Below are 20,455 nucleotides of genomic sequence, written 5' to 3' on the forward strand. Positions count from 1 at the left end.
GGAAATTTGCTCTGCCGAGGCAGAGATATGTTTGAAAGCTGATTGAAACGAGGAAAACTGAATGAAAACTGCGGTCATGACTGACACTAACAGCGGTATATCGCTTGAGGAAGGACATAGGTACGGCATATATGTACTGCCAATGCCTGTCATTATTGACGGAAATGACTATCTTGAGGAGCTCACGATCACTCACGGAGAGTTATATAAAGCTCTGAATGAGAACAGGGACATTGTTTCGTCCCAGCCCTCTCCGGGTTCACTTACGGAAATGTGGGATAAGATACTTTCCGAGGGATATGACGAGCTGGTATATATCCCGATGTCAAGCGGTCTGAGCGGCTCGTGCAGTACTGCAAAGGCACTTTCTGCGGATTATGACGGCAGAGTGGTGGTTATCGACAATCACCGCATCTCCATAACTCTGCTTGATTCCGTATACGATGCAAAGTATCTTGCAAACAGCGGAAAAAATGCTGCCGAGATAAAGGAGGTCCTTGAAAAAAACGCTTACAGCAACGATATTTATATCACTCTTCACAGTCTGAAGCGCATAACAAAGACGGGAAGGATAACCGCGGCAGGTGCAGCTATTGCGACTGTGCTCAATCTGAAGCCCATACTGAAAATACAGGGTGGCAAGCTTGATGCATATGCAAGGGTCAGAGGAATGGCAAGTGCAGAGCAGAAAATGTTTGAAGCAGTCCACAGCGACCTTGAAAGCAAGTACGCAGGCATACCGAAGAACAAGCTGAGCATAGGTGCGGCAGGTACTATGGAGGACAAACGTGCAGCAAAGCAGTGGGTGGACAAGGTAAAGGCTGAGTTTGCGGGATATAAGGTGACATACCGACCTCTTGCGTGCAGCATTGCCTGTCATATAGGAACGAATACAAAGGGCGTTGCAGTAGGTATCACATCGCGTACTCTTAAAATAGACTGAGAAGCTTTGCAGAAAAAGCTTAAAGAGGAGATACGGAAGACTGAAACTGCCTGTCTGTATTTATTCAGCAAAATAGATAAAAAAAGATAAAGCCTGAAAGCATTGAACTGCTTTCAGGCTTTCGCATTATAAAAGTACTCTGTTCATTTTTCTGTAATCGCTGTCGGGGTGTCTTTTCTGAGCCACCTCAACAAGCTTCCGTGAAACTGCCTTATACATGGAGCGGTCGCTCTCCTTTGACATACACTCGATATGCTTCTGTACCGTCTGAACGTCATTCCGCTCGACAGGACCTGTAAGAGCTCCCGAAGGACCGACCTTGAAGATATGACGGATATTGCTCATAACAAGAGGCTGAAGAGCTGCTAAGGCTTCGTTTTCGCTGAAGCCGCATTTTTTCATAAGCTCCACGCTTTCCTCTGCAAGAGCGCACATAAGGTTGCTCGATACAGCACAGGCTGCATGGTATTCGCACTTGTGGCTGCCTGAGATAACTCTTACTGGATTGCCAATATCTTCAAAGATCTTTTTCCACTGCATGACATGAGCTTCATTGCCCTCTAAACAGAAAAAGGCGTGACCAAGCTCTTTGAAAGAATCGTACTTGCTGCTTACGGGGAAAAGCGGGTGTATAGAGCAGCCGCTGCCGCCGTATCTTGCGATATCGGGAAAAGCTTCAAGAGCGGACATTGCACCGCTGCAATGGCAGATCTGCCTGCCTGCTATGCCCACATCTCTTACCTGTTCATAGACCTCCCTGATAGCACTGTCGGGGACGGTAATGAACACTGTATCGCATTTCCTGAGAAGTGACGCAATATCGTCAAATACTGCACTTCCCGTAAATTTTGCGGCTTCTGTTCTTGATTGGATATCACGGCTGTAATATCCCGATACTTTAAGTCCGTTTTCGACAAAGTATCTGCCAAGCGAAAAGCCGACTTTTCCTGCGCCAATAAAACCGATCTGCATTTTAATATCCTCCTGTAACCTATGTTGTTACTGTACCAATTATATCACGATTGTGCTGTGCAGGCAATAATTTCCGCGAAAAATCTGCAAAAAATCAACTTGTATGCATTAATATGAAGTTGTATTATACCAACTGTCATAAAATCATAATATTTTACACATTATGTTTCGGGAGATAAACAGGGATATTGCTGCTGAGGTTTGCTTTATCCCGTATTTTGTGATAAAATATAACTTGTCTCAAATTTTTTTTGATGTGTCACACGGCGTATCACATCTGCGAGTATAGATTACAGAGCGTGACAAATGCATTTGAACAGCTTTTACAATAAATCCAACAAGCGGGGAGGGATCAGATGACCGACGAAAAACTGCGAAAGCTCCTGGAAAGCAGTCCTGACAAGGCGCACAGACTTATATTCGACGAATACTACAACTATGTTTACACTATAGTCTTTAACCGTCTCCGAAGCATAGCGGCGCGTGAGGACATAGACGAATGTGTCAGTGATGTTTTCTCTGATATTTTTATGAAGTACGAGCCTGACAGTGAGCACAGCGGCGATATCAAAGGTTTTGTATCGACGATCTCCCAAAGGCGGTCAATAGATATGTTCCGCAGACTCAGATCAAGGAGTGCAGATACTGTATCTATTGACGGTGATGAGATCATACAGCTCGCGTCCTCGGAGAGGGTCGATGAGCTTGCGGAAAGATCTGAAACAGCCCATGAGGTACTTGATGCGGTTACGTCCCTCGGTGAACCTGATTCGACCATAGTCATGCAGAAATACTATTACGGAAAATCTTCCAATGAAATAGCTGATATGGTCGGAATGAAGTCAGATGCAGTAAGAAAAAGACTCAGCCGTGTATTGAAGCGGCTGAGAGAAATACTTTCGGATATCCATGAAGGAAGGTGAGTTGATGAAAGAAAAAAATGAGCTTGATGTTCTGGAAAATGCAGAGCAGAGCGTAATAGAAAGACTCACAGCTGAATATCCTCCCCGCGATGAAAAGGAAAAGGAGAAGATATTCAGTATGAGCGAAAGAAAATGTAAAAATAGATCAGACAATATAATAAGAAATGAGGAGCAGACTGTCAGCGGCGTTGAGGTATATAAGCGTCCGAGGTGGCAGAGATTTCTCAGCGTTGCCGCTGCCTTTGCCATAGTAGTCGGCGGTGTAGCAGGCGGAGCATATGCATACAGGCAGTTCAGAAACAACGAGACAGCTTTCAGCGAGGCTAATAAAAAGATAGCTCCTTTCGGCGATTTTGCGAAGCTTAACTATCAGCTTTGTGATTACAGTAAAGAGCCGATAGTAAATATAGTCGAGTTGGATAAAGGAACGGAACATGATGGGAATGACGATGTTATGGAAGAAGAACAGATCAAGCTTCCCGGAGGTACGCCAATATCTCAGGATAAGCGCGAAAAGCTTGCTGATTTCTTCAATAACTATGATTATAAGTATATGGAACATACTATATTTAATCCCGAAAACAAAACTTATGGACCTTCTGATAAAGCGCCTGATGCTCCTGAATTCAAGGATTATTCCGACGAGCTGGCAAAAGCTATCCTGGAAACCCCGGATCCGTCCGAGATAGAGCTTGAGGAGCCGGAGATTGAGGGTATGACTGTCGGTGAAAATCTCGAACCGCAAATGCCATACTTTATATGCGATGATTCAAACGAGATAAGAATGATATCAATATATAGGTATGACGGCATAGGCTGCCTTGCTTATTTTAAAATGGAATATGAAGAAAAAGACGGTCGTTTTGTTTATGAGGACTTTAGTAGTGTTGAGATGATGGGCTGGGAAATAGATTTTGACTACTTTAAGTCGACTATAACAGCTATACTCAACGATGAGGACTATACTCTCAGGGATACTTCGGGACAGTCTGATATTAATGAGAATATCGCTCCATTCGGCAATTTCTCAGAAAAGGAATACCGCAGTTTAAGAACTGAAGAAGCATCATTATTTATTCAGGCAGACGATTATAGCTTAGGACTTGAGCAGGGTAAGGAAATACCTTTTGAGAAGCGCAAGGAGCTTGAAGAATTCTTCAACAGTCAGGAATGGAAGGAGTCGGATAAGACGGCATATACCGAGTATACACCTTTCTGGCTGCAAACTATGGAATATCTTAACTTTGCTTACATTACCGATGATGAATTGAATATTATATGGCTTGACAGAGATTCAGGAACACTTTCGTATACTACAGTCAAAATAGAAAAAGATACTGATGATGATACGAAATACAAGTGCATAGAACCTCATTCAAAGTCAGATGTCAAGGTATACGATATAGACTATGACCTGTTTGCGGCAAAGATAAGAGAGATACTCGGTGATGAATTCAGCGATAAGACACATGAGTACAATAATTTCGCAGCTTTCAGATGGACAGTTGAGGATACAGACAGAGCACTTTTAGAGGACGAAAGAAAAGCTGTATATGATGTTATCAGCAAGTGCGACTGGACAACAAAACAGCCCAAAAACAATACCGATAGCGAACAGCAGGATAACGATTCTATCGTGCTTTACCATGAGAAAGGCTCAGAGCACGTACTGCTCAGCTTCGAGACTTTTGGCGATTATACTCATGTAGGATATGCTGAGTATACCTACAAGGAGTCGGGAGAATATACACCTGACGATGTAAATGTAATGGAATCCTATTACTGCGATGATGCCACAATAGTACAGCGCATAAAGGAATGTATTGCGGAAGACGATGCAAAGAACGGAATTAAAGACTTCTCATTCATCAATGAATATGAAAAAGTCAATGTTTATTATGTAAAAGATGATGAGGCATTTATATTCCCAAAAGAAAAGGCATATGAGCTTAGAGAGTTATTCCAGAATACTTCATGGAGCGAAGTGGATAAAGAAGATATTACCGATGAGTTTGATTTGAAGATCACAGGCTTAATAGGCGATAGAGCAGTATTAACCGAAGTAGGTAAGGACAAATATGGATATACTGTAATTAGCTATCGTGATGTGGTTATTGATCCCTTTACGCTTAAGATAGATGTTGAAAAGACACCTTATAAAGATATTTGGCTACGCGCAGATAAGGACATTCTCGGACAGATAGAAAAGATATTCAGCGAATAAAAACACAGCCGCTCTCCTATTGGAGAGCGGAGTTTTGCTATATACCGATAAATAAAAAGACCGCACTTGTCGGCGGTCTTTCCTTGTAAAAAATCAGTTTTTACTTACACGTTCACGCTGCATCATGCGTCTCTGACGCTCAGCTTCCTGAGCCTGCTTCTGGCGTTCTTCATTTCTTCTGATCTGCTCGCTGAAATAAGCCTCGTCAGCTCTTTGCTTGCTCTTGTGGATAAAAAACATTGCCACAAGAAGCAGCATAACAACAAGAACTATTCCGACTATAAGCACCGGCTGCATATCAATTCCCTCCTTTTTATTAAATTTGACTGCCTGTAATATGTTACCTAAATTATACCATATTGAGTTTCCGCCTTCAACCGTAAATACGACGAATTTTCACAGGCTTCATTGTGCATTTATTACAATGAAAAGACCGGTCATACATGATGCAGAATTTTAATGTCAGAATTATACCAAAAAGTGCATATTATTTTTATATAGCAGGTGTGATAACACAGTTTTTGTGTTAAGTGTGTTTATCAAATCTCGTGCCGTATTAGTGTATTCAAATAAAATTCACTGGACATATCATAATAAATATGATATAATATAACAGGACAAATGATTTCCGTATCTTAATATTTTTTGAGAAAGGAGTTATTATGGACTTTCAGGAGTATGTTGATAAATTTGAGCCCATGACCTGCATAATTTCCATAGAAAAGCTTGAAAACGGCGAATACGGCGAAATAAGGCTGGTTGCAGGCAATAAGGCTTATGTGGACTCTATAGAAAATCCGCATCATGTTTCGGCATCATCTATGCTCAATAACAAGTTCGTGCCCAACAGTCCATATGAAAAGTATATCCCGAAGGATCTGAATTTTGAGGATTGCGTATATAATGCTGCTATTAAAAAGAAGATAATGCACACATATATCCACCCTGAGAGGTATGATTTCTGGATCAATATGGTAATGATGCCACTTGCATCTGATGACCCGAAAATGGGCTACTGCTCATATTCGCAGGAGCTTACTATAAAAAGCAATGCTGATATGATGGCGAATACCTCTGCCGAAACAGCGGCTGCTGTTATAAAGACCTGTATCAAGCTGAGAAGCACGGATAATTTCCGTGAGACAATGAACGAGGTAATAAGAGATATCAGAGAGCTTTGCGGTGCAGAGCAGTGCTGTATACTTCTTGCCGACTTTGAAGAAGGGACCTGCTCGGTGCTTGCCGAGGATCTTCTTGACAAAAAACGCACAAAGCATATGGATTATTACATACATGAAGGCTTTTTCGATATAGTTGAGTCATGGAGAGATACTATCGCAGGCAGCTCATGTCTTATCATACAGAGCGAAAAGGATATGCAGGTATTGAAGGAAAGAAATCCCATATGGCATGCCTCACTTATTGAAGCCGAGGTCAACAGCGTGGTGTTGTTCCCGTTAAAGCATAATAATGAAATACTCGGATATATATGGGCGGTAGATTTTGATACCTCCCAGACCTCGAAAATAAAGGATACGCTTGAGATAACATCTTACTTCATAGCTTCCGAGATAGCCAATTATCAGCTTCTCAACAAGCTTGAGATACTCAGCTCCATTGACCTTCTGACGGGCATATATAACCGTAATGCTATGAATAACCGCATATACAGGTTCACATCGGGAAAAGACCCTGCACCTCAGTGCTTCGGCATAATATTTGCCGACCTCAACGGTCTGAAGCAGAAGAACGATGAAGAGGGTCACGTAGAGGGCGATAAGCTTCTTAAAGGAGCTGCGGCTCTGCTTCAGGAGACCTTCCCCGAGTGTGAGATATACCGTGCAGGCGGCGATGAATTCATGCTTATTGCCATTGATGTCTGCGAAAAAACTCTTTCCGAGCGTGTGGAAAAGCTCAGGAAGGACTCCGAATGTCCCGATAATATAAGCTTTGCACTTGGTCTTTACTTTGACGACAAGGGCAATGATATACGTATCGCCATGAGGACCGCAGATGAGAGAATGTACGAGGATAAAAAGCGTTTTTACGGCAAATACCCCGAGCGTAAGCGCAGATAAGACAAATAAAAGTCCCTTCATTGAAGGGACTTTTTTCTGCATGAATACAGGTATATATAAGCGGCTGTTCCTGCGGCTGCAATAACAATGCAGAGTACCTGATTAAGTGAGATTATCTTTCCTGCGTGAGATGCGCGGAGAAAGTCCAGTCCGCCTTTGCCGAGTACAGAAGCAATTATTATGAAAAACTCGGTGTTCCTGCTTTTCCTCATAAACAAAATCATACCAACAATAAATATAGCAAAGAAAACGATGGTTTCCGCAAGCTGTACAGGGAAAACGCATATATGCCCCGTCATTTTTCCTGTGTATTCTATGCAGAATGGTCCGTCATAAGCCATACCGCGGCAGCAGCCCACTGACAGGCAGCCTATCTTTGAAATGCTGTACATCAGCGGTATGATAAGTGTGCAGCTTGTTAGCATAGTGCTGAATTCGCGGCGGTCTCTGCCGATAAGTTCGATAGTCACAATTGCCGCGTACATTCCTGCAAGTCCGCCGATAGAGGAAAGCCCCATACCGTTGCCGAGGGTGGTAATATAAGTCAGCAGCAAGCCTCCGAATATACTCATAAAAGGTGCAAGCAGCGAAAGATAGCCTGCAATTCTTTTCCTTACGCCGTTTTTTACATTCAGAAGGAACATTGAGCCTATGCCTGCTGCAAAGGAAAGGACTATCATTATAGGGTAGGGCGGTATCTTGCCCCAGTCTGTATCTATATGCAAGGTCATTGTTGTCATCTCCGGAGCTTATTTCGGCATATTTTCACAGCATGACAGGAAATCTTTTGCTATTATATTGCAGGTTATAGCGACCATTATGAAGCCGATCATTAATAATATACCGAATATTATGTATATTATCATAAGTACCTTGCCGAAGGTGTTCTGCGGATAATTTACACGTACTATTATCATAAGTATTATCGCAGCTATCCAGCAGGGAAATGTGAGGATCGCTCCGCCGATAATTGCCAGTATAAAACCCATACCCATGAGACCTAAGGATATGCCGCACATGGTATTTGCCTTGTTTTCGCTTTCACTGTCAAGTGGCTGGTAAGGCGGATAATAGTTGGTAATAGGCTTATCGAAGCTGAAAACCACCTCATCGTTTCCGCTGTATGACATAGATATAAGGTAATAGTACTCCTCACGGGTGAGATAATGGAACCATTTACCCTCCGCGGTCTTGATAAAGAAATGTCTCTGCAATACTTCTTCATCTACTCCATCAGGAGCGAATATTGCAGGTATGCCCTGCACCATATCGTATGTGCAATCCTTGACCTCATAAAAGTGTATTCTCATATAAATGCCCCCCATTGGCTTTCATTGATTATATTTTACATTATCGCAGGAATTTTTTCAAGATGATCAACGTCATTTTTTCAGTGACATTTGTCATTATTATGAGCTTTTTGCTTCTTGACTATCGTGATGCAAACTGCTATAATCTATATTGAGGGCTTTTCAGTCCAAGAACAAACGGAGGATTTAATATGCGTTTTTTCATTGAAAATCTATCAAAAAAATATGATGATAAACAGGTACTAAGAGATATAACATTCACCTTTGATTCAGGCAAGATATACGGACTTCTTGGCAGAAACGGAGCAGGAAAGACCACTCTTTTCAATTGCATAAACGGTGATATCTCATCTGATTCGGGTAAATTTACACTTCTTACGGATACAGGCAGCAGAGAACTTATGTCCGAGGATATAGGATACGTGCTTTCAACTCCCACAGTTCCCGAATTCCTTACGGGAAGGGAATTCCTCAAATTCTTTACAGAGATTCACGCCGACAAGATACAGGATCTGAAGCCTCTTGATGTATATTTCGACTATATGGGCATTGACCGCATAGACCGCGACAAGCTGTTGAAGGACTATTCTCACGGTATGAAAAACAAGATGCAGATGCTGATAAACTTCATAGCACAGCCGAATATACTTCTTCTTGACGAGCCGCTTACCTCTCTTGACGTAGTAGTTGCCGAGGAGATGAAGCAGCTTCTCCGCTCGCTTAAAGGCAATAAGATAACTATTCTTTCCACACATATAATGGACCTTGCACTTGACCTCTGCGACGAGATAGTGCTCCTCAATCACGGTGTACTTGAGCCTGTATACAAGTCAGACCTTGACAACAACGAGTTCAAGGACAAGATAATCGCAGCACTGAGGGAGGATAACAATGCTTAAAACTCTCCTTATATCCTTCAAGCTGAAAAACGCATATCGCGTAAATTCAATACTTTATGCCTGTAGGCAGATACCGCTCATAGGAAAGCTTTTTCCGCCTGATGTCTACAGCATGACGGGCTTCAAGGTATTTGCCTATATCATATCTATTCTCTGGCAGTTCTTTACGATGTTTGCATTCAAGATCGCTTATTTCTTTTTTGCAGTTACGGTCTGGTGCGGCGTGTTTGAGATAAACAGGGCGGACTCACCGAGATTTTTCCTGCACTTGCTTGTACCGCTTACCATTGCGGGGGCATTTGTGAATAACTATATGTTCACTCCCGAGAAGCACAAGTATTATGCGATGATACAGCTTGGTATGGACGCTAAGAGCTTCACTCTTGTCAATTACTTCTTCAATCTCGCAAGGCATTTTATCGGCTTTACTGTGGTTGCAATTTTTATCGGACTCGATAACGGTATGGCTCTGTGGGAATGTCTGATGATTTCGGTATTTGGTATCGCAGCCAAGACAGCAGTATGTCCCATAGAGATGATACGCTTCAAAAAGGGCAAAAAGCTTGCGACAAAGGCAAAGCTCAATGTATTGACCATGCTGCTTGGCATCGCGTTCATAATGGGACTTTACATTCTGCCTGTATTCGGCTATATGATACCTCTTACGGTATCCTACGCTGTAATGGCGGCAGTCATAGCAGCAGCAGTTATCGCCCTGCCGTATATATTGAAGTTCAAAGAATACCGCGCACTTAACAAGGAGATACTCAATGCCGAGTTCGTATCTCAAATGGACTCAAAGGCAGTTAAGCAACAGAATTTCCGGAAGAACACCCAGAAGAATATCAGTGCAGATGCTGATATCACCAGTGATAAGAGCGGATTTGAGTACCTTAACGAGCTTTTTGTAAAGCGTCATAAGAAGATACTCTGGGGAAGCTCTGTGAAGATAACAGTGGTACTTGCGGTAGTTCTTACGTTACTGTGTATCATAAGCGTCCTTACCCCGAAGGAGGCAGAGGAACTTAACGATTATATCGGAAAATCGCTTCCGTATTTCGTATTCATAATGTATGCCATTAACCGCGGTATGCAGTTCACACAGGCACTTTTCGTAAACTGTGACCACAGTCTGCTCACATATCCCTTCTATAAGCAGCCCAAGTCCATACTGAATCTTTTCCGCATAAGGCTCCGCGAGATAATCAAGGTAAACCTTCTTCCTGCGGCAGTGGGCGGTATAGGTATTTCAGCCCTGCTGTTCTTCTCGGGGGGCACGGATAATCCCGTAACCTACGGCGTAATATTTGTTTCCATGTGTGCTCTGAGCGTATTTTTCTCGGTACATTATCTTACGATATACTATCTGCTCCAGCCCTACAACGCAGGCACAGAGATTAAGAACGGCACATACCGTATCATTACAACAGTTACCTATCTTGTATGCTACTGGATGATATATGTGGAGGTTCCCGCACTTCTATTTGGTGCCCTGACAATAGTATTCTGTGTGCTTTATATTGCAGTAGCCTGCCTGCTGGTGTATAAATTCGCACCCAAGACCTTCAGGATACACAGCTAATTTTCATTGAACAGACCCGTTAAAATAATAAAAGGGTCTGTTTTTATGCCGCAGACTGAAATATTACGGACGATATTTCAAATATATATATTGACACGCATATGTGAGTGTCTGCTTAATGTGTAAGTAAACGATTATTTCTAATGGAGCATATTATAAAAGAGAAAGGCGGATTTTTTTGACAAAAATAACCGACTGGATAAAGGAACACAGAAAGTTGCTTCTGAGAACACTTATTGCGATACTTTTCGCAGATATACTGCTCATCGTTATTTTTTCTTCCAAAAGCGATGATAAGCCTGAGCCCAAGGCAGCGGAAAAGGAATACAGGGCTGCTGCGGAAATAACTGAGGTAACAAGCGTGGCAGAGGTATCGCAGCCTGCCGAACAGAATGTAAATACAGAGCCGAAGAACGTATCCGAAAAGAAGAGCGGGATAGATACGGATTATCTGCCATACTGTAAGGCATCTGCCGTATATTCTTTGAAAAAGGGCGAGTTTCTGTACAGCAATAATATAAACGAGGAGACTGCTCCTGCCAGCCTAACAAAGCTGCTTACAGCGTCGGTAGCACTGAAATACGCCGATGCAGACGATGTATTCACAGCAGGCTCAGAGCTTGCATACGTAAACGAGAATTCAAGCCTTGCAGGACTTGCGGTAGGCGACAGCCTTACGCTCCGTGACCTGATAACAGGTATGTTCCTTGCCTCGGGAAATGATGCTGCACGTACAGTAGCGGTAAATGTAGCAAGAATGAACTTCCCTGATGCAGACCTTAATGACGTTGAGGCTGTGAACTGCTTCTGCGGACTTATGGAACAGTTTGCCAAGAGCATCGGCATGGAAAACAGCAATTTTGTAAGTCCGGACGGCTGGGATAAATATGACCAGTACACAACAGTATCCGACCTTATCAAGCTTACGGAATACGTTATGTCCGTGCCGGAGCTGCGAGATATCGTTGCAATGCCGCAAAAGACGGTATATTCCACAGCAGGAAAGGTTTTCACATGGCAGAACTCAAATCAGCTTCTTGATATAAACGGAAACTATTACTGCGAAAATGCCATAGGCGTAAAGACAGGAACTACACAGAACGCAGGAAGCTGTCTTATATCCGCCTTTGAAACTGACGACGATACATATATATCGGTAGTAGTGGGCTGCAATACAGACAATGACAGATACGATTATACCCTTAATATGATATATCAGATATTGTAAGGCTGTTTTTAGCGGATTTTTTGGATTATTTTCCGTAATATCACCTAAAATCTATTGCAATTTACAGATAAATGTGGTAGAATAATAAAAAACTGCAATTTTGCAGGAACGAGGTGCATTATGGATATAAAAGAAGCAATAAAATCACGACACAGTGTAAGACAATTTATCAACAAACCAATAGCAGATGATCTCAGAGCAGAGCTTGATAAGCTTATCAAGGAGTGCAATGAAGAGGGCGGATTGAATTTTCAGATAGTATACGACGATCCCGAATGCTTCAACACTTTTCTTGCTCATGTGGGAAAGTTTGAGAATGCACGGAATTATATAGTTCTCGCAGGAAAAAAGTCATTAGAGGATCTTGATGAACGCTGCGGCTACTATGGTCAGCGCATAGTTCTTGCAGCTCAGCAAATGGGACTCAATACCTGTTGGGTAGCAGGCACATACGGCAAGAGCAAGTGCAGAGTAGAAATCGCAGACGACGAAAAGCGTGTGTGTATTATAGCAATAGGCTATGGAGCCAATGAGGGCACTAAGCATCGTTCAAAGCCCATAGAGAAGCTTTGCGACATAAGAGGCGACCAGATGCAGCCGTGGTTCAGAAATGGCATGGTAGCAGCAATGATGGCACCTACAGCACTTAACCAGCAGAAGTTCTTTGTTACCCTTGAAAATGACGAAGCAGTCATCACTGCTAAAAAGGGAATGATGACAAAGATCGACCTCGGTATCGTAAAATACAATTTTGAAGCTGCATCGGGACATAAGTGCCGTGCATGAAAAAATTAATAAGAACTAAGAAAGGGCGCACAGTGTGCGCCCTTTTTGCAACATTATAAATGTAGGGGACGGCGTCCTCGACGTCCCGTTGGTACCAAATAAATACAAATACCGCATTGTATGGGACGGCGTTCCGCCGCTCCTAAAGGCTAATGGCTAAGGGCTAACGGCTCATTTAAGGAATCCGTTGATTATCTGTTCCTCAGCTTCAGCCTCAGTCAGACCGAGAGTCATAAGCTTGATGAGCTGATCGCCTGCGATCTTACCGATAGCAGCCTCGTGAACAAGAGCAGCATCGACGCTGTTAGCCTCAAGTGAGGGGACTGCCAGTATACGACCGCTGTCCATAATAATAGAGTCACATTCGGTATGACCGCTGCAAGCGGCGTTGCCGTTTATACACAGATCAAGCTTTTGATACGAGCTGTCGCGTGCAACTGAACGTGAAACAACGTCTGCGCTTGAACCGTCGCCGTTAAGGTCTACCTTATAAATACTGAATGCCTGCTGTTGACCGTGAGTCATAAGCCTCTCACGGACAAGAAGCTTTGCATCAGCCTTTAGCTCTGCGATAGTAGTACGCTTAGTGGAGTCAACACCCTTTATCTGCACCATTTCCATTTCCATAGTGCTGCCCTCTTCCATGTGGACCTCAGTCACGGGGTTGAGGATACGCTTACCACTTCCGTCGCCCGAGCCGTAATGCTTTTCCACATAGCGAACCTTTGAATTCCTGCCGATGAAAAAGCGGTGGATACCGTCGTGCTCCGAGTCCTGAGAGCCGCAGTTATCAATACCGCAGCCTGCAACGATAAGCACATCGCAGTCGTCGCCAACGAAGAAATCGTTGTATACATTTTCCTTGATACCGCTCTGACTGAGTACAACAGGAATGTGTACACTTTCGTTTTTAGTGCCTGATTTTATGCGTATATCGATACCGCTGACATCATTTTTTGACTGTATGTCAATATTTGCGGTAGTATTTCTGAGCAATGCCTTGCCGTTTGCACGGAGGTTGTACGCTCCCTCGGGGATACCGTGAAGGTCGGCTACCTCCTGAAAGAGTCTTTTCTGAACTGCGTCCATCTGTACCATGTTCGTGCCTCCTTACGCCATTTTATGGCAGATATTTGTTGCGCTTTCCGTGCCTGTGATCTCGGGAAGGATAGTATCCTTATCACCGTGCTTTACAATATTACCGTCGGAAATAACGATTATCTCGTCAGCGATATTGAGGATACGTTCCTGATGAGAGATGACCAGGATAGTTCTGCCGTGGCGTTCCTGACGCATTTTCTCAAAGATACGGATAAGGTTATTGAAGCTCCAGAGGTCTATTCCTGCCTCAGGCTCGTCAAATATAGCCAGCTTAACATCGCGGGCAAGAACAGTAGCTATTTCAATACGTTTAAGCTCGCCGCCCGAAAGTGAGGCATTTATCTCACGGTCGATATAGTCCTTTGCGCAGAGTCCGACCTCGGAGAGATAGTTGCAGGCATCGGAAACGGAAAGAGGCTTTCCTGCGGCGATCCTGAGCAGGTCGATAACAGTGAGCCCCTTGAAGCGTACAGGCTGCTGAAATGCAAAACCGATACCAAGACGGGCGCGTTCCGTGATGCTCTTTTCGGTGAGATCAACACCGTCAAAGATTATCTGACCGCCTGTATTTTTCTGGATACCTGCAATAAGCTTTGCGAGGGTAGATTTGCCGCCGCCGTTAGGACCAGTTATGACTACAAATTTATTATCCTCGATAACATGAGAGATATCTCTTATTATCTCGATATTCGAGCCGTTATCATCAGCACTGAATGAAACATTTTTAAGTTCAAGCATTTTCAGAACTCCATTCTTTATAAGCTCGGGCAGAAAAAAAGCCCGAAGGATTTATCATGCATTGTTATTACATTATCAATTATACCACGTATTATAAAAAAAATCAATAACTGCACCTGATATATTGCACTGAACAGATGCAAAAGCCGCTAAAAGGCTAAAAACAGGGGCGTATGAGCTGAATTGCACAGCCTGCAAATAATTAAAATAAAAAAATATTTTCAATAATCAATGGTTTTCCGTTGAAAAAACGGGTTTTTTTGCCCCCTTATGAAAGGACCTTTCAAAAAACAAAAAATCAGGAGGTAAGTTTATGCTTACAATATTAAAAGAAAAATTCAGAAGTTTTGACGGTGAAAGATCACTTGTCATTGCAGAGCTTGCAGTTGATGTAAAGACCGAGCTTCCGCAGGCAAACGGAGTCGAAGGCAGGATAATCTCACAGGGTACTATTGCATGGGAGATAAGCACAGGAGACCTTTACGGCTTCGGCGGCGACGGAAAATGGGTAAATCAGGCAACAGGTGAAGCTTATGACCCAACGGACGGAGAATGATACTATGCTAAAAGAGATATTATTTGCAAACAAGGGAGCAGTCCCCGAAAACGTGAAAGCACTTATGCTTTCACGTAAAATGAATTTCGGGGAACGAGAGCTTACCCACACTTTTCCGTTCCATTTCCGCTCTGACGGCGCATCGCTCCTTGACTGGAGCATAACAGGCTCGGCAGGCGGAGCAGGAAAAGTCGGCAAAAACAAACTCAAACAAAAGACTGCCCCTATCCCAAATGGTGCAGTTGGAACGATAGAGACTGATTCTGGTTGGTATACAGAGTCTACAGCCCATCAAGGCATTACATTCACAACAGGTGATAATATAATCAAAGGTTCTTTGACTATACGACATTCTGATAATAGTGATATTTCAGCATCTTCCCAAATAGGAGATATAATGCTTGTTGAGGGTGATATAATCCCAACAGCTTACGATGCTGATACAAACTTATATAGTGGCACTATAAATCAAGGATATTATATGGACGAAGAATCTGGGGTCAGAGTAAGGGAATTGGGATATTCTCAGTCAATGGCTACTACTGTATCATTATCTATACGATGTTGTTCCGATTATTTCTCGCTGAAGCCTAATACAACTTACTCGGTAAGATTGTTTAATTCAGCATATAATGATATTCAATTTGTTGTAAATACTTATAGTGCCCCCGGAACCATAACGCCTCGATTTGTCGCGGTTGGAGGTAAATCAATCCCAGAAAACGGAACGTTTGTAAAAGACACAGAACAGTGGGTTGAATTAACTTGTTCGCATCGCCGTACTAAAGAATACGAGATATCTCTTCCGTTTGATATGCGTCCTATTGAATACGAATATTGTGAGTCATTTGCTGATTTAAAAGCAGGCACATATAAACTTATGATTGACGTTTGGGGTAATAACAGGTGGTATGTAGGCAGTTCAACAGGCTATGATATAGGATTTCAGTCCTATACTGGTTGTACTGCGGATAACTGGGATTGGGACGGTACAAATCTGACTGAATGGTTTACTCTTTTGTCAGAGGACAACACCGCTATCATACCTAAAACCGATATTTTTGAAGCAGGTACAGTAAAATACAAAGCTCAAAGTGCAGGAGCCCCCTTCCCTAACTATTATCATAGAGAATTTACGTTTACCTTGTCTGAGGATACAAAAGTTGGTTTATTTCACAGAGCTTGGTATAATGCCATAACTTATGATTACCCTCCTTATTTCAGATTTATGATAGTTGACAGTGATGTTGAAGCAGAAGCATTTGCGACAACAGGTGTTTCGCCCGAAGATATGGCTGGATATTCGGCATGGGAGAAGTACAATGTTACTCTGCCCATAACGATAAGCAGCGGTACTCAGTCACGGACCGTTGCAATTGATCTGGGAGACTCCTTCCTCGGAGCAGGGGATACCGTATCGTTTGCGGATACACATATCACAGTACCCACGTACAGCGGTATAAATGTCATAACAGTCGATACGGATATACAGCCGAATTCCATGTACATAAAGTACAGAGGATAAAAAAATAAGCTTACGTTAGCGGGAGCCGCACAAATAAGAAAGCCCCCTCGGTCATATAGGGGCTTTCTTATCTATTATTCAGAGAGGTGGGTCAAGCGTGTGTTAAGATGAGAAGGCGAAGCGCTTCTCTGTACGAAGTTTGAAAAGAGCAAGAGAACAGTTATCTCGCTCTTTCCATTGCCGACGGTATCAGACGCCTTATTTCTGATATCCCTCATACGGCATTTATCAAAGCTTTCTTGAATACATCAAAACTGCCGTCATCATTTATATCACCTTTTATATCATGTCCTGTAACTGTTGATAGTGGTTTGTTCAAATGACATAAGGCAATTCCGAGGTTTTCTGCCGCAAAGAATCGCTGCGGTTTATTCAAAACAGCTTACAGCAGCATAAACCGCCTATTCCCTGATCGCTGAATCCATCAAGCAGACATATGCATCATAGATAATGCTGCTGCCCGAAGCTCAGCGGTCTTTTGGTATGTTTTTTAGTACGGAATAGGGTGGATTTAGGGAAGGGTGTGTATCAAAGCTATTGCTGTAATTATTGATAATAACGTGTATTGCAGGAAGTTTTTCATAAGCTGTATGCTTCGATCTCAAATAATAAAACGGTAAAAAGTGCCGAAATACAGACCTGTGCTCTCCCATTCAACGGAATGTTTTTCAGGTCTGCTTTACCGCTGAGGTCCGATGCTTCTCTGCCTGAAAGCTTATAACTGCGTTTTACGCTCTGTACTGTACGGTATCTCTGCACATGGACAGCCAGAGGACCGACAGCTGTTTTGCAGCGCGGTGCCGTTAGATAAGACATAAATGTTCCCTCTTTTATATCTTATAATATCCGCGTATAGAAAGCCTCCGAAGCTTTCTGACATTATTATATTACAAATAAACAGCCAATACAAGACATTTTTTGCCCGAAATGTTATACATTTATCGTTTTTTGCTCTTTATGAACGCAATGGGGAGGAGATATGAGCAGGATTTGACAGTTTTGCATGGTGCGTATATAATGAAAGGGTACATAAAAGCTACGAAAAGGATATACAAAAGACACATCGGGGTTTTATAATACAGGTAAAGTAATAAGGAGCGCGCGGCTTATGAAAAAAATTCTGCTTATCGAGGACGATACCGAAATATGCGAGGTCATCGCAAACTACTTCAATAATAAGGGAACAGAGGTTGTTGCTGTCAACAGCGGCGGTGAAGCCTTTGACATCATCAGGAACGATGATATCAGCGGATATGAGCTTATACTGCTTGATATTATGCTTCCCGAAACAGACGGCTTTACGCTGTGCAGACAGCTCCGCATGAGGAGCGATGTACCTGTTATATTTATAACTGCAAGGGGCAGGGAGGAGGATATCCTCTACGGCTACGACCTTGGCTGCGACGACTATATCGTCAAGCCCTTTCTGCTTTCGGCTCTGTACAGCAAATGCGAGGCACTTGTACGCCGTTCGGGAAACGGTGACAGCAATAAAGTACTGAGCTGCGGCGGCATAAGCCTTGACCCGAGGACTCTCCGATGCTTTGCCGACGGGAACGAGGTGGAGCTTCCGCCAAAGGAATTCGCAATACTCCGCTATCTTTTGGAGCATGAGAACTGGGCTGTTACCCGCGATACTCTCCTTGACAGGATATGGGGCTATGACTATTTCGGCAGCGACCGCGTAGTGGACAATCATATAAAAAAACTGAGAAAGGCTCTCGGAAACGCAGGCTCGCAGATAAAGACACTTGTGGGACGGGGGTATAAGCTTACAAAGGAGTGAACGAAATGAGGAAAAGACTATTTAAGGGCAAGCCCAAGCGCACGAACTTCTGGAAAATGTTTGCAGTCGCAATGATACTGCCTATACTTATTACAATGTTCGTGGGATTTAATATATTTTCCCTCGGACACGGCTATATACAGGCACAGGCTGAAAAACAGAACAATACAGATTACAATAACTTGGTCCATAGAATAGAGAATGGCTCAAAAACTGATGATGAAATGAACAGACCTGTTGAATTCGGACTTTGTTTAAGTTCTTATAGGGCCATTTCCACAGACGGGATATTCTTCAATACAGGTGCAGGTCAGTACGTAATGGCTACAACCTATGATGACCCTAAAAGTGCAAGTGCAAAGTGGGCTTATGACGAAAACGGCGATATCATTTTTTCAAACAGGGCAAGACTGTGGATAATCATAAGAGAAAGCAATGATCCCGATTTAAGGAGATATTGCTGTTATGACCCACAGGAGATTGATATCCCCGAAATGAACGAGCTGTTTTCTCAGTTCTTCAAGGACGTTGAGGAAAATGATATCGGCTATGAGTTCTATATGAAAAGCCTGTATCTTAACAGAGAGACCAACCGGATAATACCTCACGAAATGACCGTAAAGAAGTATAAATACAGCGTTATAACAAGGGTTTCTGATAATGAATATGAGGGAAACGAAAAAGCTATCGGGACAAAAGATGTAGTTATAAATGCAGACGAAAAAGGCTATGAGCTTTTGACATTTGCTGACAGAAATGAACCCGACTCCTATCCCAGAGGCAGTTTTTTAGGCTTATGGGGCGTAAATCCCGAAAGATTCGATGAAATATATGATATCTACAAAGTGAAAAATCCCAAAAATGAAGGCTTTGGCGGAATGACGGGAAGAGGCGACAATGTCTATGACTTTTATTCGATAAATAATGAGCTTAACGAAAACAAATACGGTGCAAAAGGCTGTGTAAGCGTGACACGTATCAATGTTATGAACAAGTACGCTGTAATAAAATACTGGCTTATAATAGCTATTGTATTTATCATCTCAACTCTTATCGCTCTTGTGATATGTCTTATCAGAAACGCGAAAAATAAGGCTCAGTACGCATTTGAGGACTATCAGCGTGCTCTCACAAATAACCTTGCCCACGACCTGAAAACTCCTCTTGCGGTAATAGGCGGTTATGCTGAGAACCTTATGGAGATGCGCAGGGAAAGCTCCGATGAAAAGGAGCTTAGGTATTTAAGCTCCATAATGGACAATGTGGCATATACCGACGATATCATACGCAAGACTCTGAAACTCAGCGAGACCGAACAGACAAAGAAACTGGACAAAACGAAAGTCGATATAAAAGTACTTGCGGAAAAGTGTGCAGAGAAGTACAGGACTGCCCTTGAGGAGCGCGGTATGGGACTCGGCATAACGGGCGAAGGTACGGTAAATGCCAATGAGGACTCCCTTTCGCTTGCAATTGACAACCTTATCTCAAATGCAGTTAAGTACACCCGCGATGACGGAGCAATACGAATTAACGTAAGCAATAAAGAGTTCGTAATTGTTAACGAGGTCGCAGAAAATGTGGACACAAAGGAACTGAAAATGCCATTTGTCAAGGGGGATAAAGCCAGAAGCGACAAGAGCAGCAGCGGTCTTGGACTCTCCATTGCAGAGGCAGCCGCAGTTCAGAACGGCTTCACACTGAAGCTGAGCTGCAAGGACAAAAAATTCACAGCAGAAATAAAGATGTAAAAAGATCAAGGGAGACCCATTTTTAGAAGGTCTCCCTTGATCTTATATAATAC

At 42.9% G+C, this 20,455-nt stretch carries 19 protein-coding genes; 12 read left to right on the forward strand and 7 right to left on the reverse strand.

Annotated elements, in window-relative coordinates; genetic code table 11:
- Positions 1–61: 61 nt before the first annotated feature.
- Complete coding sequence (locus tag BUB28_RS06610) at positions 62–943, forward strand: DegV family protein (RefSeq protein WP_072950025.1); 882 nt, start codon at positions 62–64, stop codon at positions 941–943.
- Between the two features lie 126 nt (positions 944–1,069).
- Here the strand turns inward: BUB28_RS06610 and BUB28_RS06615 are convergent, their stop codons facing one another.
- Positions 1,070–1,915, reverse strand: a complete 846-nt coding sequence (locus tag BUB28_RS06615) for a Rossmann-like and DUF2520 domain-containing protein (protein ID WP_072950027.1) — start codon at positions 1,913–1,915, stop codon at positions 1,070–1,072.
- 356 nt (positions 1,916–2,271) lie between these two features.
- On the opposite strand from BUB28_RS06615, the gene BUB28_RS06620 reads away from it, so the two are divergent.
- Together BUB28_RS06620 and BUB28_RS06625 are read left to right on the forward strand one after the other, a co-directional pair.
- Positions 2,272–2,838, forward strand: coding sequence for an RNA polymerase sigma factor (locus tag BUB28_RS06620; protein ID WP_072950028.1), 567 nt, complete (start codon positions 2,272–2,274; stop codon positions 2,836–2,838).
- Between the two features lie 4 nt (positions 2,839–2,842).
- Positions 2,843–5,062: a hypothetical protein gene (locus BUB28_RS06625; protein WP_072950030.1), complete on the forward strand. Its 2,220-nt coding sequence runs from the start codon at positions 2,843–2,845 to the stop codon at positions 5,060–5,062.
- Between the two features lie 93 nt (positions 5,063–5,155).
- Here the strand turns inward: BUB28_RS06625 and BUB28_RS06630 are convergent, their stop codons facing one another.
- Positions 5,156–5,359, reverse strand: a complete 204-nt coding sequence (locus BUB28_RS06630; RefSeq protein WP_072950032.1) for a hypothetical protein — start codon at positions 5,357–5,359, stop codon at positions 5,156–5,158.
- A gap of 365 nt (positions 5,360–5,724) precedes the next feature.
- Here BUB28_RS06630 and BUB28_RS06635 point away from each other — a divergent pair, with 365 nt between their 5' ends.
- Positions 5,725–7,140, forward strand: coding sequence for a sensor domain-containing diguanylate cyclase (locus BUB28_RS06635; RefSeq protein WP_072950034.1), 1,416 nt, complete (start codon positions 5,725–5,727; stop codon positions 7,138–7,140).
- A 17-nt stretch (positions 7,141–7,157) separates the two neighbouring features.
- Here the strand turns inward: BUB28_RS06635 and BUB28_RS06640 are convergent, their stop codons facing one another.
- A complete protein-coding gene (locus BUB28_RS06640) occupies positions 7,158–7,871 on the reverse strand; it encodes a prolipoprotein diacylglyceryl transferase family protein (protein ID WP_072950035.1) in 714 nt (237 codons plus the stop codon).
- Between the two features lie 18 nt (positions 7,872–7,889).
- Positions 7,890–8,450, reverse strand: a complete 561-nt coding sequence (locus BUB28_RS06645) for a hypothetical protein (protein WP_072950037.1) — start codon at positions 8,448–8,450, stop codon at positions 7,890–7,892.
- A gap of 191 nt (positions 8,451–8,641) precedes the next feature.
- On the opposite strand from BUB28_RS06645, the gene BUB28_RS06650 reads away from it, so the two are divergent.
- The 4 genes from BUB28_RS06650 (at position 8,642) to BUB28_RS06665 (ending at position 12,945) form a co-directional block, all read left to right on the forward strand.
- The gene (locus tag BUB28_RS06650) at positions 8,642–9,349 is read left to right on the forward strand and encodes an ABC transporter ATP-binding protein (protein WP_072950039.1); all 708 of its coding nucleotides are present in this window, start codon (positions 8,642–8,644) and stop codon (positions 9,347–9,349) included.
- A complete protein-coding gene (locus BUB28_RS17370) occupies positions 9,342–10,931 on the forward strand; it encodes a hypothetical protein (protein ID WP_072950041.1) in 1,590 nt (529 codons plus the stop codon). The genes BUB28_RS06650 and BUB28_RS17370 overlap by 8 nt, the downstream gene beginning before the upstream one ends.
- Positions 10,932–11,109: 178 nt before the next feature.
- Entirely contained in the window at positions 11,110–12,159 is a 1,050-nt protein-coding gene (locus BUB28_RS06660; protein ID WP_072950043.1) for a D-alanyl-D-alanine carboxypeptidase family protein, read from the forward strand.
- Positions 12,160–12,279: 120 nt separating this feature from the next.
- The gene (locus BUB28_RS06665; RefSeq protein WP_072950045.1) at positions 12,280–12,945 is read left to right on the forward strand and encodes a nitroreductase family protein; all 666 of its coding nucleotides are present in this window, start codon (positions 12,280–12,282) and stop codon (positions 12,943–12,945) included.
- 171 nt (positions 12,946–13,116) lie between these two features.
- Here BUB28_RS06665 and BUB28_RS06670 read toward each other — a convergent pair whose 3' ends face one another.
- Positions 13,117–14,043: a SufB/SufD family protein gene (locus tag BUB28_RS06670; protein ID WP_072950047.1), complete on the reverse strand. Its 927-nt coding sequence runs from the start codon at positions 14,041–14,043 to the stop codon at positions 13,117–13,119.
- 12 nt (positions 14,044–14,055) lie between these two features.
- Positions 14,056–14,784, reverse strand: coding sequence for an ABC transporter ATP-binding protein (locus BUB28_RS06675; protein ID WP_072950049.1), 729 nt, complete (start codon positions 14,782–14,784; stop codon positions 14,056–14,058).
- Between the two features lie 313 nt (positions 14,785–15,097).
- Between BUB28_RS06675 and BUB28_RS06680 the strand changes: the two genes are divergently transcribed.
- Positions 15,098–15,340, forward strand: a complete 243-nt coding sequence (locus tag BUB28_RS06680) for a hypothetical protein (protein ID WP_072950052.1) — start codon at positions 15,098–15,100, stop codon at positions 15,338–15,340.
- A gap of 4 nt (positions 15,341–15,344) precedes the next feature.
- The gene (locus BUB28_RS06685; RefSeq protein ID WP_072950054.1) at positions 15,345–16,865 is read left to right on the forward strand and encodes a hypothetical protein; all 1,521 of its coding nucleotides are present in this window, start codon (positions 15,345–15,347) and stop codon (positions 16,863–16,865) included.
- A 579-nt stretch (positions 16,866–17,444) separates the two neighbouring features.
- On the opposite strand, the gene BUB28_RS06690 is transcribed toward BUB28_RS06685, so the two are convergent.
- The gene (locus tag BUB28_RS06690; protein WP_072950056.1) at positions 17,445–17,681 is read right to left on the reverse strand and encodes a hypothetical protein; all 237 of its coding nucleotides are present in this window, start codon (positions 17,679–17,681) and stop codon (positions 17,445–17,447) included.
- A gap of 292 nt (positions 17,682–17,973) precedes the next feature.
- Between BUB28_RS06690 and BUB28_RS06695 the strand changes: the two genes are divergently transcribed.
- Positions 17,974–18,651 (forward strand): response regulator transcription factor, encoded by a 678-nt coding sequence (locus BUB28_RS06695; protein WP_072950057.1) that lies wholly within the window; start codon positions 17,974–17,976, stop codon positions 18,649–18,651.
- A gap of 5 nt (positions 18,652–18,656) precedes the next feature.
- Positions 18,657–20,402: a sensor histidine kinase gene (locus BUB28_RS06700; protein WP_072950059.1), complete on the forward strand. Its 1,746-nt coding sequence runs from the start codon at positions 18,657–18,659 to the stop codon at positions 20,400–20,402.
- Positions 20,403–20,455: the final 53 nt, after the last annotated feature.

Origin of the sequence: Ruminococcus flavefaciens (assembly GCF_900143025.1) — a bacterium.
Lineage (GTDB): Bacteria > Bacillota > Clostridia > Oscillospirales > Ruminococcaceae > Ruminococcus > Ruminococcus flavefaciens_I.